Below are 15,190 nucleotides of genomic sequence, written 5' to 3'. Positions count from 1 at the left end.
TCTACCTTATGTGAAAGACGATCTCATGCTTAAAAGTTTTTTCTTGTTCAAGATCAACAAGTCCTTCTTTCATATAGAAGTCATTATTTGAGTCTAGAGCATCAGTAACTCCAAATGCTGGTGAAATACGAACAAATTTTGCACCTGGATAAGTCCATATCGATAGATATGGTATATTTCCGAAGTCTATATTTACTGATTTTTCATTAACTAAGTTCTTAAGAGTAACGTTTGAAGAAATAATGTCCTTAAAGACCATCTCTTCGCCTCTGAAGTTCTCTTGATTAACAAAAATCCTTCGGTTATTCATAATCTTCTTATTATCGGCATCATGAAAATTAACGAGATCATTTTCTAAAAAGTAAGCTCCTCTTTCTTCTTCACGATCTAATTCGATAAAGCAGTCTTCGACACTTTCATACCCTAATGGGAGATTGAATGTAGGCCCAAATCCAAGGGAGAAGAACATCTCTTTCTTATCTAGATTTTTAATAACAAATGAAACTGTAAGCTTTGGCCCATAGACCATATAAGTTATTTCTATACTATAACGAAAAGGAAAGATGAGCTCTGTGTCATTAGTATTTGTGTGGACAAAGGTTATACGATCGCGCCTCTGGTTCTTTACTTCAAATAGAAGCTCTTTTAAATAACCATCCTTTTGCATGCGATAATACTTACGGCCAAGCCAGTATTGATCATCCTTAAGCTTTCCTACTATTGGAAATTGAATTTGAGGCTTCCATGGATGTAAAGTAGGATGCCCCTGCCAAAGGTATTCAACATTTGACTCGAGGTCAAAGATAGAAAGAAGTCCCGCCCCAAGAGACGATACTGATACGCGAATAAATTCACTTTCTAAATGGTATACTTGATTCTCTTCCATCGATGAATCCTCACTTATTACTATCATATCAGCTTTTCTTTCAACATGAAACTCATAAACCCCTGATAATACTTATATTATTCCAATATGAAATCACCTCTGCATTCCAAATAGAGAAAATATACGAAATCGAAGAGTCCTTAGATAAAACATCTTCAACAAATTGATGGATTTATTTAAATAAATTTTCCCTCATTCGTCCTGCCTCAATAGTCTAAAAATTCAAATTACTCAGATTCATTCGAATTAACCTAAGGCCTCAAAACTTGAGGCCCCTACCTTCCCTTAAAGCTTTATTTATCGCTTATAAATGATTAAAATAAGGTTTCACAACAAACACATAGGGATTTAGATTTAATGAAAGTAATTGAACACATCGATAAGGCCACAAGTCCATTATTTAGTTTTGAAATTGTTCCTCCACCAAGAGGAAAGAATATTTCTGCAGTAACTGATATTGTAAAAAAACTTTTACCATTCAATCCTTCATGGGTTGATGTAACAGCTCATTCCGCTGGTGCATATTATAATGAAAAAAGTGATGGTTCTGTTGAAAGAAAAATCTATAAAAAACGTCCAGGTACTGTTGGTATTTGTGGAGTTATTCAAAATCGCTTTAAGATCGATACTGTAACTCACCTTCTCACTCAAGGCTTCACTAAAGAAGAAACCGAAGATGCTCTAATCGAACTTAACTACCTAGGGATTCACAATGTATTAGCATTGCGAGGCGACGCTCTTAATTACAATAAGAAATATGATCTTTCTCGAAAGAGAAATTTCTATGCCAAAGATCTTGTTGAGCAAATTAGTGATGTTAATAAAGGTGTATACCTCGACGATATTTCAAATAGTTTTCCACTAGACTTCTGTGTTGGAGTTGCTGGATATCCAGAAAAGCATTTCGAGGCCCCTAATCTTGCAACAGATATCCATTACTTAAAACAGAAAGTAGATGCTGGAGCTGATTATATTGTAACTCAGATGTTTTTTGATAATAGCAAGTACTTTGAATTTGTTGATAAGTGTCGCGAAGCTGGCATTACTGTTCCGATCGTACCAGGAATAAAGGTAATAAAGAGAATGAATCAATTCTCAAATGTTCCTCGTCACTTCTACGTTGATTTTCCTGATGAATTTGTAGCAGAGGCCCATGAAAACCCTGATCACATTATTGAGATTGGAATCAACTGGGCACGTAAACAAACAGAGGAGTTATTAAATGCAAATGTTCCTTCTGTTCACTTCTATGTCATGAACGACTGTGAAAATGTATCAAAAGTTTTAAAGGGCCTATACTAAGATGACAAATGTAACTGATATTCGTAGTCAGCTTGAAGATAAAATAAAAAACCGAATTCTGTTTCTTGATGGTGCTATGGGAACAATGGTTCAACAATACCATCTAAAAGAAGAAGACTTCCGTGGTGATATTTTTAAAGATACTAAAATTGATCTTAAGGGAAACAATGACCTATTAAATCTGACTCGTCCTGAAATTATAAAAGAAATTCATCTAAATTATCTCGAAGCCGGTGCTGATATCATTGAGACAAATACATTCTCTGGAACGCGAATCGCACAAGACGATTATAACCTCAGTGAATATGCCTATGAAATAAATGTTCAAGCTGCAAAGATTGCAAAAGAAGCTTGCCTTGAATTTATGGATAAGAATCCTGATAGGAAATGCTATGTAGCAGGGGCCCTTGGGCCGACAAATAAAACGGCTTCGATCTCTCCTGATGTTAATAATCCTGCATTCCGCGGGATTACTTTTGATGAGCTCGTGGATAATTACTACGAACAAACAAAAGGGCTAATTGATGGTGGCGCCGATTTACTTCTTGCAGAAACTTCCTTTGATACTTTAAATCTAAAAGCAGCAATTTTTGCAATGAGAAAGTATCTCGATGACAATAATCTTGATACTCCTATTATGCTTTCAGTTACAATTACTGATGCCTCGGGAAGAACCCTCTCAGGACAAACTGTTGAGGCATTTTGGAATTCAATCGAACACGCAAGGCCATTTAGCGTTGGTATTAACTGCGCTTTAGGTGCAAAAGAGATGCGTCCATATATTGAAGAATTATCAAGAGTTTCAAATTGTTATATCTCCTGCTATCCAAATGCAGGGCTGCCTAATCCTCTAAGTGATACTGGTTATGATGAAAAACCAAATGAAACGGCCTCCCTTCTAACTGATTTTGCAGAGTCTGGACTTGTTAATATTGTGGGTGGATGTTGTGGAACAACACCAGAGCATATCAATGCAATTTATAATCATTTAAAAGATATTAAGCCTCGTAGTATTCACGATTTACCTGAGACTCAAAGACTATCAGGGCTTGAGCCACTGAATTTAAATCACCATGGGCAAAGACCTTTTATCATGGTTGGAGAGAGAACAAATGTAACAGGCTCTCCTCGCTTTGCTCGATTAATACGAGAAGAAAACTTTGAAGCGGCACTAGATGTTGCCCGCCAACAAGTTGAAAATGGTGCCAATATAATTGATATCAACTTTGACGAAGGTCTTCTAGACTCTAAGGCTTGTATGGTGAAGTTTCTAAACCTTATCGCTTCTGAGCCAGATATCTGCAAAGTACCAATTATGATCGATTCTTCAAAATGGGAAGTTATCGAAGAAGGTCTAAAGTGTGTTCAAGGAAAAAGTATTGTGAATTCAATCTCGCTAAAAGAGGGGGAAGAACAATTTAAAGAACATGCTAAGAAGATCCTTCAATATGGAGCTGCCGTTGTTGTTATGGCCTTTGATGAAAAAGGACAAGCTGCTTCAAAAGAAGAAAAAGTTTCAATCTGCCAAAGAGCATTCAAGATTCTAACAGAAGAGGTTGGTTTTCCAGCAACAGATATCATTTTCGATCCAAACGTTCTAACTGTTGGAACAGGAATTGAAGAACATAATGATTACGCAATTAACTTCATCGAAGCAGTACGAGAAATAAAAGAGACTTGCCCTGGTGCACTTACTAGTGGTGGGATATCAAATATTTCATTTTCTTTCCGAGGAAATAATGTCGTTCGCGAGGCAATGCATAGCTCTTTTCTCTATCATGCAATTAAAGCAGGTCTTGATATGGGGATTGTTAATGCTGGAATGCTTGAAGTCTATGAAAATATTAAACCTGAGCTATTAGAAAAAATTGAAGACGTTCTCTTTAATCGTAAAGAAAATGCAACAGATGAACTAATAGACTACGCCGAACAATTTAAAGGCGTTAAATCAAAAGCTAAAGAAGATGACTTATCTTGGCGTGAAGGCACTCTTCAAGAAAGAATCTCTCACTCTCTTGTAAAAGGGATTGGAAAGTTTATTGAAGAAGATGTCGAGCAAGCAAGACAAGAGCTAGGCTCACCTCTTGATGTTATCGAAGGCCCATTAATGAATGGTATGGGTATTGTTGGAGAACTTTTCGGTGAAGGGAAAATGTTTCTCCCACAAGTAGTTAAGAGTGCTCGAGTCATGAAACAAGCTGTCGCCTATCTTGAACCATACATGGAAAAAGATAAGGAAGGTAAAAGTAAGAAGAATACTTTTGTTATCGCAACAGTAAAGGGTGATGTTCACGACATCGGTAAGAATATTGTTGGTGTTGTAATGGCCTGCAATGGATATAACGTTGTCGACCTAGGTGTTATGGTAAGCTGTGAAGATATAATAAAGGCAGCAAAAGAACATAATGCAAAAATCATTGGCCTTAGTGGTCTGATTACTCCTTCACTTGATGAAATGATCCATAATGTTGCAGAATTTAATCGTCAAGGACTTGAAACACCAGTTCTAATTGGTGGTGCCACAACAAGTAAGACACACACTGCAGTAAAAATTGCACCAGAATGTACAAGTCCAGTCGTTCATGTAGGAGATGCATCTCAAACAGTTGGAATATGTAACAGCTTATTAAATGAAAAGCTTCGCGAAAACTTTATTAAGGATCTTAGAGATAATCAAAAAAGAACAAAAGAGTATTTTGAAAATAAAAAAGACTCTGTTCAGGCGACAATACCTCTTGAGGAAGCTCGTAAGAGAAACCGCATCAATCCAGAGGATACCTTTAAGGAATTTACCCCTCCGTATATCGGTGAAAGAAAGTTCGACGATATTGAAGTAAAAGAAATTGCCAAGTATATTGATTGGTCTCCTTTCTTCTGGACTTGGGAGCTTAAAGGAATTTATCCAAATATTCTCTCTCATAAAGATTATGGTGAAGAAGCTAAGAAGTTATATCAAGAGGCCCAGGATATTCTCGATGATATTATCGATAATAATCGTTTTAAACCCAAAGCCGTTCTTGGATTTTGGCCAGCATATTCAAAAGAAGAGGAAGTAATCCTTCTCGATGAAAATAAGAATGAATTTGGTACTTTTAATTTCTTACGCCAACAAAAAGAGAAAACACAAAATGATCGACCTTATTTATCTCTAGCAGACTACATTCTTCCTAAAGGAGATAAACAAGACTATATCGGGTCTTTTGTCGTTACAATTGGTAAAGAGGTTGAAGAGTATGCAAAAACTTTTGAAGACAAAGGTGATGACTATACTTCAATTATGGTTAAGGCCGTTGGAGATCGCTTAGCTGAAGCTTATGCTGAATTAATCCACGAAAGAGCACGACAAATGTGTGGAATTGAAAAAGAGCGAGAACTCTCACTTGAGGAGCTTATAAAAGAAAAGTATACAGGAATTAGACCTGCCGCTGGTTACCCTGCTTGCCCAGATCACACTGAAAAAAGTAAAATCTGGGAATACCTAAAGGTTGAAGAACATACTGGTGCAATCTTAACTGAAAGCTATGCGATGTATCCAGCGAGCTCAGTGTCAGGCTACATTTTCTTTAACCCTGGCGCAAAATACTTTAATATTTTGAATATTGCAAAGGACCAAGTTGAGTCTTATGCCAAACAAAAAAATCAGAAAGTAGAAGAAATTGAAAGATGGCTAAGGCCAATTCTATAGGAATTAATATGCACGTTTGTATTCATCATCACACCGCTCTTCCAATCAAAACATATGGTGGTGTCGAAAGACTTGTTTTTTGGCATATGAAAGAACTCATTAAGTTCGGACATAAGGTTACATTTATTGGACCAGCAGAGAGCCAGGTTACAGAATACGGTATTCAACATATACCTTGGTCAAAGAAAGATAATTGGCAACAACTTGTACCTGATAACACAGATGTTATTCATCAATTTTTCAATGATGATATAAAACTTGATATTCCTTATTTAATTAATATTGGAGGTAATGGTTTTCCTGGTGAAAAGTTTGATCTAAACACTGTTTTTGTTTCCAAGTCCCATGCAAGGAATCATGGATCAACAAGCTACGTAAACAACTGCCTTGATATGGAAGAGTATCCTGCCATCTATAAAGAAAAAGAGATTAAAAATATTAAGAATCTTCTATTTCTAGCAAAAGCATCTTGGCGAGTTAAGAATTTAAAACAATCAGTAAAGATAGCAAGACAGACAAATAAGCATCTTCATATTTGTGGCGGTGGTTCAAAGTTATTTGGTTGGCATCCCCTCATTCATAACCATGGAATGGTAGGAGGACAACACAAGCTTGATCTAATGCGCGAATGTGATGCACTCTTGTTTGCAGTTCGCTGGCATGAGCCTTTTGGATTAGCAATTATTGAGGCCATGACTCAAGGTCTACCAGTATTTGGCTCAAGTTTTGGCTCACTTCCTGATTTAATTGTGGAAGGTACAGGAAGAACATTCTATTCTCATGAAGAGATCATCGAATACTTTAATACAACTAAAGACATTTATGATCGTGAATATATTAGAAATTATGCTTTAAAGAACTTTTCTATGGAAAACTTCACAAATGACTTTTTAGAAAAGTATAAAATTGTCATGTCTGGTGAAAAGCTAAATAAAGTGGCTCCAGAGTGGATACACCCATTTAGAGCAGGAAAAAGGCTACCATTCTAGGTAGCCTTCACTATCTTAAGATCTCATACTTAATTCATATAGTTTTTTGTACTCACCACCTAAGGCCATCAGTTCTTCGTGACGTCCCTGCTCAATCTTTTGTCCATCTTTTAGAACAATTATTTTATCGTAATTTTGAATTGTTGAAAGCCTATGAGCAACTGCAACAACTGTCTTATTCTTTGCAAGATCATTTAATGATTCTTGAACGACTTTTTCAGATTCATTATCTAAGGCAGAAGTAGCTTCATCAAATAAAAATACATCATTATCTTGAAGATAAGCACGGGCTATCGTTAACCTCTGAGCTTGACCTCCTGAAAGCCGCACTCCTCGATCACCTATAATAGTCTCAAGCCCTTCAGGTAGTTCATTAATATAATCTGTTGCATGAGCAACCTTTAGTGCTTCCTCCAACTTCTCTTCCGATACATCTTTACCTAACATCAGGTTTTCTCTGATTGTAGTGTTAAATAAGAAAATATCCTGAGAAACAAGGCCAAAGTATTCGCGTAAGCCTTTAAGTGTAAAGTCAGAAGAGTCAACTCCGTCAATCTTATAACTTCCCTTTTTAACTGGATAAAGGCCTAAGAGAACATTAATCAAGGTCGATTTACCTGATCCAGAAAGTCCAACTAACGCTACTTTCTCACCTTTTTCAATATCAAAGCTTAAGTTATTGATGACTTGGTTCTCACCATACGAGAAGTCTAAGTTTTTGAATGAAATTCTTTCTTTTAATTCAAAGTTTTCTTGAGTTCCAGGGTCAGCTTCATTTTCAACTTTTAAAAACTTAAAAATTCTTTTCTCTGCCGCTTGTGCCTGATTAATCTTCAGGTTTCCGTCATTAGTTTTTCTAATCGGATCTTGAATCATTGCCATGATACCAATAAAAGTAATAAAGTCTCCCGTACTCATTGAACTTCCAGAAATCTTAATCTGAGCAAAAACAATAACGGCAGAAAGAGTTAAAGTTGTAATAAATTCAACTAGAGGATGAGAAAACTGCCTCATCACTTCTGCTTTCATTTGAAAATCAAAAAACTCTCTCTGATAACTTTTGAAAAAATTTCTTGTATAGTCTTGAAGATTGAAAGCCTTGATAATTTTTTGTCCACCAACACCTTCACCAATAATATGAGTCATGTCAGATAGGCGCCTTTGAACATCTTCTTGATGGGCACGTACCCTTTTTCCAAAGAATGTAAAAACAAAGAGCATTAGAGGTAAGATTGCAAAAGTAACTAAAGTTAGCTGCCAGTCGATATAAAATGCATAACCAAGAAGTACAATCAGCGTCACTGGTTCACGGACCATAGTGATAATTCCACTAATCCCCTGAGAGTAGATCATTGTATCATTTAAGATTGTTGAAATGACATCACCCTGCTTTGTTGTTGTATAAAATGAGATTGGAATATCTTGGATTTTTGAATAAATCTTCGTTCTAATCTCACAGATAGCATCATTCATTGAATATTCCATCCAATAAAAATGAAAGAATCTTACCGGCAAGTTAATCAAGGCAAGTAAACATAGAAGACCTACAAGACTCAAGATATCTTCCATAGTCGAATCAGGTGATAAACCTTTATTAAATAAAGGACCAATGAGCGCAACTTGCCCACCTTTAATCAAGGCCATTCCAACACCAAAGAGCATACTTCCGATAACTCGTAAGCGATGGCGATGTATCAATGGCCATATATTTTTAATAGTTTCAAACATGTAAAACCCTTGCTAAATTATAAATAGATAACTTCGTTAGTTTAGAACAAAATTATTAATTTGCACACCATGTTAGGTACTATGACTGAAAACTATTTCCAAAGACTCAGGGCACAATACCCAATTAGCTTTTTATCTGATGAAAGGCTGGAATTATTACTAAATAATATAAGAAGCGAAGATGAATTAAAAACAATCTTTAGTTACCTACAAAAGCATCTAAAGTCATCGCCGAATCATAAAGAAAATGGAGAGCTCCTTTTTTCTTATATTGATAAAACTCAATACTCTGTTCGTGAATGGATTGAAGCAATAATTCTATTTGATAATTGGTTAGAAAATCAAGGCCGAAAAACTGACTTCAAAAAAATGATTGGATATATTGAATGTTCAACAATGTCTCCGGAAAATAAAATGCTAAAATACAATTTAAAAGAACTCGTTGAAAAAATGCTCAACGAGTTCGGATTCGTAGGTTAAATATTATCTCGCTAATTGAAGAGAGCTTTCAATTAAATCGTTATAATTACCGTGTCCCCACATAAGAACCTTTTGTTTTTTTACGATATTTCTTGAGTTTTTCTTATGATTTTTCTGTAAGTCTTCAACGAAGCGATTTAATTGATCAAGCATTGAGTTTAAAATTAATTCTTCTGTTTTATCAACATATACTTTTTGTAGTTTAAGAGAGCGATTTTCTTTTCTTGTAAAGTAATTCTCAATCATTGAATTTGTTACTTCGCGAACTTCTTTTCTAATATTCTCTGGAGAATTCGCAACGACTAAGCTATTTGCATCTTTATTTATATAATAGTGATTCTGATTTCTCGCTAGTATTCCTTTTTTCTTCAAGCGAATACAAAGGGTACCAATCATGGAAATATCAATACCTGTTTCATCAGCGATCTCAAATATTGTTTTTTTACTATTTCCACAAGATTCTAAAATAGCTCTTTCAATCATAAGTAAACGTGTCATATCAGCTCCCTAAGCACCAATTAATTTTCTAAGAAATAATTTATTTTCAATTTCACTTTTAAACTCAATACAATCATTACGACTTAAGCCAAATGAATGCTTTTCTAAGAACTGGATTAATTCTCCAATCTCCGATGAATTCGATTCTAATTTTTCTTTGATAATAAAGTATTCACTGGCCTTTAAATCACACGCACCAGTCATCAAGCGAAATAGTCGTGTTTGTTGAATTTCAAATAAAGCTGATAACTTTTTATAGGTATAATCAGGGTACCTTTTTCTTACTTCATTAAATAATTCGATTTGTTTAGACATCAGTCCTCCTTAGTTAAAAGGAAAGTAAATGTAAGAGATAATTAAGGCCAAGAGTGCTGAATCTGGTGTTTTCTATTTTTCTATTGATGAAAAATATGTTTTCATTAATGAAATATGTTTAAGTTCACAGTAATTACATCAAATATTCGCTTCGATAATCCAGCAGATGGAGAGCACGATTGGCACAATAGAAGAAAGCTTCTGGCATGCGCAATTAATGGCTATCATCCTGATATTATTGGAACCCAAGAAGGGTGGCAACCTCAACTAAAGGACCTTGAAGGACTGCTCCAAGGACTTAAGATTGTTGAAGAAAATCGTCAATGGATCGATGATCGAATGTATCCCTCTATATATTATAGGCCTTCAAAATTTAAACTTATTCACTCTGGAGACATCTGGCTATCTGAGACACCGTATATAGCAGCTTCAAAATCATTTGGAAGTGCGTTTCCTAGAGTATGTACATGGGCAATTTTAGAAGCAAGAGCAAATAATAAGAAATTCTTTGTTGTGAATGCTCACCTTGATCATTTAAAGACTAATACAAGACAAGAGCAAATAAATGTTCTTATCAATGAAATAAACCGTCTAAGGTCTGATTATCCAGTCATACTGACAGGAGACTTTAACGAATCACCTTTTGAGCAAGTGCGCTCAATTATCAATCAAAGAATCCCCGAGCTCATAGACCCATGGCTTGAGCACAAGCATGAAGAATGTGAAAGTCACCATAGCTTTAAAGGACAACGAGAAGATGGCTCACGCATTGATTGGATTCTTTGTTCAAAAGATAAATTAAAATGCGAAGAGATCTTAATGCACAAGGAAGAAAGTGATGGGATATACCCGTCGGATCACTTTCCTGTAGTTGCAACGATATCTGCTAAGTGAATATAAGTTTCAATACCATTTTTTGTATTATTGATTATATCGTCTGAAGGTGACCACTTACCTTTTTCACCTAATACAATTACAGTCGATCCACCAAAGAGGAAGTAACCTTTTTCCTGACCTTGCTTACATTCTTTAAGATCACTTGTTTGAACAATACGGCCAACCATCGTGGCCCCTACTTCAACATAAGCTAATTTTCCAAACTTTTCAGTCTCGATAATCGTTACTTCACGTATATTCGTAGAAAAAATATCATTTTTCATTTTTAAAGCAATGGGATTTACCGAGTGATAAGTACCATCAACTTTATAATAGTCAATGACTTGTCCATCTAGTGGATAGTGGAATCGGTGGTAATCAACTGGACACAATCTTGCCAATAATAGTGGGCCATCATTAAAGACATCCTGCCACTTCTTATTCTGGAGTAATTCAGTTGAATTTAAATACTTTCCTTTTACTGGAATTTTATAACTATTCTGAATTGATTCATATCCAAAATATCTCGCTTCACTAAAAGCAGGCATTTCGTTTTCAGCGGCATTAAATTCACGCTTACCATCTTTGAATCGTCTAATAAAGAATTCGTTGAAGCTACCATATGGATCATCTAATGAACGGCCTTCAGCTGGCAAATAGTCATCAAGGTTAATTTCAAAATCTTTTACAAATTTTGGAATTTTATTCTTTGTAAATGTCATACTTTGTAATTCACCATAGAAAGTCGACACTATTGATGAAGTAACAGCACCAGACAAAAGCTTTCCAATAGGGTTTGAGTATAAAAAACGAACAGCTCCATCTCCATAAACCTTTTCAACTTCAACCTTATTCGTATATCGATTATAATAGCGTATATCCACTTATCCCCTCAGAGTTCTTACAAAAATTTGACATTTATCTGAATCAAGAATTCATTAAATATGATTATATATGTATAATGGGATAAGCGTCAAAAGAGTTAATAAAAAGAATATGAGGATTATTATGAGAACAAAAATAGGACATTTTTTCTTAACTTTTTTATTACTAGCTTCGTTTAATACGCATGCATTATTTAACGAGGGCCAAGCAAGATTAGAGTCTGAAAAGAATACTATTTCTATATTTAAAGATTCAGTGAACTCTGTTGTGAATATCTCTAGTCTTGGCAAGCTAAGAGCACGTCGCGGCTTCTTCTTTAGCTCATCAACAAGAGAAGTCGTAAAAGGTGAAGGTTCTGGATGGATCTGGGACAAAAATGGACATATTATTACCAATTATCATGTCGTTGAAGGCGCCGATAATTTCTTAATTCGTTTTAATAATAATAAAAAAGAATACAAAGCAACACTTGTCGGAACTGAGCCAGCAAAGGATATCGCTGTATTAAAGTTACTAGAAGTCCCTAGAGATATTACTCCATTAAAGACCGGAGATTCAAATAATGTTCAAGTCGGTCAAAAAGCAATTGCCATAGGATCACCATTTGGTCTGGATGCAACAGTGACGACAGGAATTATTTCAGCAAAACAAAGAGGAATACAAGGAATTGGTGGAGTAGAAATTCGCGGAATGTTACAAACAGATAGTTCAATTAATCCAGGAAACTCTGGTGGACCACTTATTGATTCTTCTGGAAATGTTATTGGTGTTAACACAATGATCTTTTCAAGCTCAGGATCATCGGCAGGAGTTGGATTTGCTGTTCCAATTAATATCGTTAAGAAAATTGTCCCTCAAATAATCAAGTTCGGAATGGTTAAAAGACCAGGACTAGGAATTGCTATTGCTGAAAAAAGAGAGCTTGCTTACTTCTACGGAATAGACCTAGAAAAAGGGCTTCCAATACAAAGTGTAAGGCCAGGCGGGCCATCTGAGAAGGCCGGACTAAAAGGTCTTTCACAAAATCCTAGAACAAGAGAAGTGAAGCTAGGAGATGTTATCTTAAAAGTAGATGGTAAGGAAATTAACGATTTTGATGATATTTTTAATATTCTCTACGAATACAAAGTTGGTGATATTGTCGAAGTTCTATACCGTCGCGGTAGCGCACTTAAGAAAGCAAAAGTTAAACTAGAAGAAATTAAGCGCTAGGCTTTTTAAACAGTTGGAGTACTAATACTGGTGCTCCAACACATGCTGTAATCGCACCAATTGGAATAATACTATTCTCCAATATAACCCTAGATAAGAGATCACAAAGAACTAAGAAAGCGCCTCCAAAAATAAAAGTTGGAAGTAGATTCTTTTGATAATTTGCACTTATCAAGCGTCTTGTAATATGCGGAATAATAAGCCCAACAAAGCCAATTGGTCCACATTGCCACACAATGATTGCAACAAGAAGATTTGAAATTAAAATCAGAGTTGCATTAACTTGACGAGTTTTAACTCCTCTTGTTTTTGCAAAGTCTTCACCAATTGATATCATGGCCAAATTTCTTCGATTCGCGATAAAAAAGACGAGGCCGATTAAGTAGAGAGGTAATGTATAAGTAAAGCTTTCAAAACCAACAATTGAAAGGCTTCCCATCATCCATCTTATTAGACGTGCAATACTTTCATTTCCAAGTAGACTTTGAACAAAGACGATAGCGCTTGAAGAAAATATTGATAAGCACACTCCAAAGAGAAGAACTTTTTGAGACGAAAACTTATTTAAATATAGGAATAGAAGAATAAATAGAAATGTTGAAGATAGGGCAATATAAGCACCTAATGAGTAACTTTCAAATCCGAGTTCAGCAATTGCTAATCCGAGTGCAGCAACACTTGAAAAACCTAATGTATAAGGTGTCGCCAAAGGATTTCTAAAAATGACTTGTGTAGTATTTCCAATAATAGAAAGAAGTCCACCAACAATAAAGGCCAAATAAACACGAGGAAATCTTAAGTTTTCTAATATATAGAGACCCTGCTTATCAAAATCAATAAATCCGCTACGTCCTAAAAAAGGCGCAAGAGCGATTACTATAATAGCGACAAAATAAAGCAGGATACCTTTTTTCATAAAATATACCTTCTTCCATCAAAGCTTTGATAATTGAATTCTTTTAAAAAGACTTTATCAAATGCTTTGTCATCTAAAGCTTTTGAAGTTTTCCCATCAAAGCTCACACAACCATCATTGAAGGCAAGAAGTTGTTGGCAATTATCAATTACAAAATTTAGATTATGACTAACGATAAAAAGAGACTTCTCCCAGCTCTTTAAAAATTCAGAAAGTAAGTCAACGTATATAGGATCTAAATAATTAGTTGGTTCATCTAAGAGCGTATAATCACAATCATAATAAAAGATTGAGATTATATTTAATCGCTGTTTTTCACCACCACTTAATGTTGAGACAGGGCGATTGAGTAATGTTGTAAAATTAAAATGTTTTATAAGACGATTTAAAAAGTCTGGATTTTGGGCCTTATTTCCACGTGCATAAAAAAGTACCTCACTAGCAAGCATATCACTCTGTAAAGAGGTTGCATCACCGCAATAGGCAACATCACCTTCACATATGATATTCCCTTGAAACTCTTCAAGTTGTGCAATCATTTTCAAAAAACTAGACTTACCTGCTCCATTTGGACCGATGACACCACAGCTTTTCTCGCTCAACACAAAGCGCTCCACTTGAACTCGACTGTCAATGGATGCATTTTCTAGTTTAATCATTTTAATATTTCTCTGAAGTCTTCTATTAAGTTTAAAGTTCGAGGTCCAAGAACAACAGCATAGTCCTTTTCATATAGGTATATTTTATCCTTAAATATTGAAGATCTCCAATTCTTTGCATTTTCAATCTTTCGATCTGAAACTCTAATTAAAATATCGAATTTGAGCTTTAAAAGGTTTTCAAGGTCTAACAAAGGATAACCATTACTAGAGACAACATTTGTTGCGCCAAGCCTGGTAATAATTTCATTGAAGTAATTACCAGTTCCAATGGCCCTCAATTCATGAAGTTTAGAGTTTTTAAACTTCTCATCGATAACCATTAAGACCTTTTTCTTCTTCTTTAAAGGACTTAATAATGAATTCATTTTTGATTGAAATAATTTTATTTGCTTATCTTTATCTAAATTGAAATTTTTATTAATAGTTTCAAACATTGCCGTTGCATCAGCTAACTTCTTATATGGTATTACAATTGTCTTTATTCCTACCTTTTCAAGATTTTCTTTTATTCGACTCCCTTGAACTTCGGCCAATAGGACAGTATTCACATTCTCTTTAATGAGCTTCTCTAGGCTAATTTCAAAAGAAGTACCAAAGCGCGGTAACTTCTTAGCATCAGACGGGTAATTACAATAATCCGAAACACCAACAAGAAGATCTTGTGCATCTAGAAAATACATTGCTTCTGTGTAACTAGGAAGTGTTGAAATCACTCTAAATTTTTGTGCGAAAATATTAAAGAAAAAGAGAGCGGAG

General features: G+C 35.1%; 14 protein-coding genes. 6 read left to right on the top strand and 8 right to left on the bottom strand.

What is annotated here, in order from left to right; genetic code table 11:
• Position 1 precedes the first annotated feature (1 nt).
• Positions 2–886, bottom strand: a complete 885-nt coding sequence (locus tag BALOs_RS01640) for a hypothetical protein (protein WP_158536876.1) — start codon at positions 884–886, stop codon at positions 2–4.
• 357 nt (positions 887–1,243) lie between these two features.
• Between BALOs_RS01640 and BALOs_RS01635 the strand changes: the two genes are divergently transcribed.
• Genes BALOs_RS01635 through BALOs_RS01625 form a run of 3 tightly spaced genes read left to right on the top strand, consistent with a single transcriptional unit; the run spans position 1,244 to position 6,862 of the window.
• Complete coding sequence (locus tag BALOs_RS01635; protein WP_120404116.1) at positions 1,244–2,188, top strand: methylenetetrahydrofolate reductase; 945 nt, start codon at positions 1,244–1,246, stop codon at positions 2,186–2,188.
• 1 nt (position 2,189) lies between these two features.
• Positions 2,190–5,873, top strand: a complete 3,684-nt coding sequence (metH, locus tag BALOs_RS01630) for a methionine synthase (RefSeq protein WP_120404115.1) — start codon at positions 2,190–2,192, stop codon at positions 5,871–5,873.
• 8 nt (positions 5,874–5,881) lie between these two features.
• Positions 5,882–6,862 carry a glycosyltransferase gene (locus BALOs_RS01625; protein WP_162929491.1) on the top strand — a complete coding sequence of 327 codons (981 nt, stop codon included), beginning with the start codon at positions 5,882–5,884 and terminating at the stop codon, positions 6,860–6,862.
• A 15-nt stretch (positions 6,863–6,877) separates the two neighbouring features.
• On the opposite strand, the gene BALOs_RS01620 is transcribed toward BALOs_RS01625, so the two are convergent.
• On the bottom strand, positions 6,878–8,590 hold the full coding sequence (locus BALOs_RS01620; RefSeq protein ID WP_120404113.1) for an ABC transporter ATP-binding protein: 1,713 nt from the start codon (positions 8,588–8,590) through the stop codon (positions 6,878–6,880).
• 81 nt (positions 8,591–8,671) lie between these two features.
• Here BALOs_RS01620 and BALOs_RS01615 point away from each other — a divergent pair, with 81 nt between their 5' ends.
• Positions 8,672–9,070, top strand: coding sequence for a hypothetical protein (locus BALOs_RS01615; RefSeq protein WP_115362116.1), 399 nt, complete (start codon positions 8,672–8,674; stop codon positions 9,068–9,070).
• A gap of 3 nt (positions 9,071–9,073) precedes the next feature.
• On the opposite strand, the gene BALOs_RS01610 is transcribed toward BALOs_RS01615, so the two are convergent.
• Together BALOs_RS01610 and BALOs_RS01605 are read right to left on the bottom strand one after the other, a co-directional pair.
• On the bottom strand, positions 9,074–9,568 hold the full coding sequence (locus tag BALOs_RS01610; protein WP_120404112.1) for a hypothetical protein: 495 nt from the start codon (positions 9,566–9,568) through the stop codon (positions 9,074–9,076).
• Positions 9,569–9,577: 9 nt separating this feature from the next.
• Positions 9,578–9,883 carry a hypothetical protein gene (locus BALOs_RS01605; RefSeq protein ID WP_115362122.1) on the bottom strand — a complete coding sequence of 102 codons (306 nt, stop codon included), beginning with the start codon at positions 9,881–9,883 and terminating at the stop codon, positions 9,578–9,580.
• Positions 9,884–9,997: 114 nt separating this feature from the next.
• Here BALOs_RS01605 and BALOs_RS01600 point away from each other — a divergent pair, with 114 nt between their 5' ends.
• Positions 9,998–10,777, top strand: a complete 780-nt coding sequence (locus BALOs_RS01600) for an endonuclease/exonuclease/phosphatase family protein (protein ID WP_115362124.1) — start codon at positions 9,998–10,000, stop codon at positions 10,775–10,777.
• Here the strand turns inward: BALOs_RS01600 and BALOs_RS01595 are convergent.
• Positions 10,741–11,643: a phosphatidylserine decarboxylase gene (locus BALOs_RS01595; protein ID WP_115362126.1), complete on the bottom strand. Its 903-nt coding sequence runs from the start codon at positions 11,641–11,643 to the stop codon at positions 10,741–10,743. The two genes, BALOs_RS01600 and BALOs_RS01595, sit on opposite strands and share 37 nt — an antisense overlap.
• Positions 11,644–11,767: 124 nt before the next feature.
• On the opposite strand from BALOs_RS01595, the gene BALOs_RS01590 reads away from it, so the two are divergent.
• A complete protein-coding gene (locus BALOs_RS01590; protein WP_158536878.1) occupies positions 11,768–12,856 on the top strand; it encodes a S1C family serine protease in 1,089 nt (362 codons plus the stop codon).
• Here the strand turns inward: BALOs_RS01590 and BALOs_RS01585 are convergent.
• From BALOs_RS01585 to BALOs_RS01575, 3 genes are read right to left on the bottom strand one after another with little or no spacing between them, the layout of a single operon-like run.
• Positions 12,846–13,772 carry an iron ABC transporter permease gene (locus tag BALOs_RS01585; protein WP_120404111.1) on the bottom strand — a complete coding sequence of 309 codons (927 nt, stop codon included), beginning with the start codon at positions 13,770–13,772 and terminating at the stop codon, positions 12,846–12,848. The genes BALOs_RS01590 and BALOs_RS01585 overlap by 11 nt on opposite strands.
• Entirely contained in the window at positions 13,769–14,431 is a 663-nt protein-coding gene (locus BALOs_RS01580) for an ATP-binding cassette domain-containing protein (protein WP_120404110.1), read from the bottom strand. Before BALOs_RS01580 ends, BALOs_RS01585 begins: the two co-directional genes overlap by 4 nt.
• On the bottom strand, positions 14,428–15,147 hold the full coding sequence (locus tag BALOs_RS01575) for an ABC transporter substrate-binding protein (RefSeq protein WP_162929490.1): 720 nt from the start codon (positions 15,145–15,147) through the stop codon (positions 14,428–14,430). The genes BALOs_RS01580 and BALOs_RS01575 overlap by 4 nt, the downstream gene beginning before the upstream one ends.
• Positions 15,148–15,190: the final 43 nt, after the last annotated feature.

The organism is Halobacteriovorax sp. BALOs_7 (assembly GCF_003612895.1).
GTDB lineage: Bacteria > Bdellovibrionota > Bacteriovoracia > Bacteriovoracales > Bacteriovoracaceae > Halobacteriovorax_A > Halobacteriovorax_A vibrionivorans.
This window is presented reverse-complemented; position numbering and strand designations above follow the sequence as displayed.

Excerpts from the sequence above, each read along its gene's own strand:
- BALOs_RS01610 (WP_120404112.1), bottom strand. The coding sequence starts at position 9,568 with ATGACACGTTTACTTATGATTGAAAGAGCTATTTTAGAATCTTGTGGA.
- BALOs_RS01640 (WP_158536876.1), bottom strand. The coding sequence starts at position 886 with ATGGAAGAGAATCAAGTATACCATTTAGAAAGTGAATTTATTCGCGTA.
- BALOs_RS01620 (WP_120404113.1), bottom strand. The coding sequence starts at position 8,590 with ATGTTTGAAACTATTAAAAATATATGGCCATTGATACATCGCCATCGC.
- BALOs_RS01585 (WP_120404111.1), bottom strand. The coding sequence starts at position 13,772 with ATGAAAAAAGGTATCCTGCTTTATTTTGTCGCTATTATAGTAATCGCT.
- BALOs_RS01590 (WP_158536878.1), top strand. The coding sequence starts at position 11,768 with ATGAGAACAAAAATAGGACATTTTTTCTTAACTTTTTTATTACTAGCT.
- BALOs_RS01580 (WP_120404110.1), bottom strand. The coding sequence starts at position 14,431 with ATGATTAAACTAGAAAATGCATCCATTGACAGTCGAGTTCAAGTGGAG.
- BALOs_RS01625 (WP_162929491.1), top strand. The coding sequence starts at position 5,882 with ATGCACGTTTGTATTCATCATCACACCGCTCTTCCAATCAAAACATAT.
- metH (WP_120404115.1), top strand. The coding sequence starts at position 2,190 with ATGACAAATGTAACTGATATTCGTAGTCAGCTTGAAGATAAAATAAAA.
- BALOs_RS01635 (WP_120404116.1), top strand. The coding sequence starts at position 1,244 with ATGAAAGTAATTGAACACATCGATAAGGCCACAAGTCCATTATTTAGT.
- BALOs_RS01600 (WP_115362124.1), top strand. The coding sequence starts at position 9,998 with ATGTTTAAGTTCACAGTAATTACATCAAATATTCGCTTCGATAATCCA.
- BALOs_RS01605 (WP_115362122.1), bottom strand. The coding sequence starts at position 9,883 with ATGTCTAAACAAATCGAATTATTTAATGAAGTAAGAAAAAGGTACCCT.
- BALOs_RS01615 (WP_115362116.1), top strand. The coding sequence starts at position 8,672 with ATGACTGAAAACTATTTCCAAAGACTCAGGGCACAATACCCAATTAGC.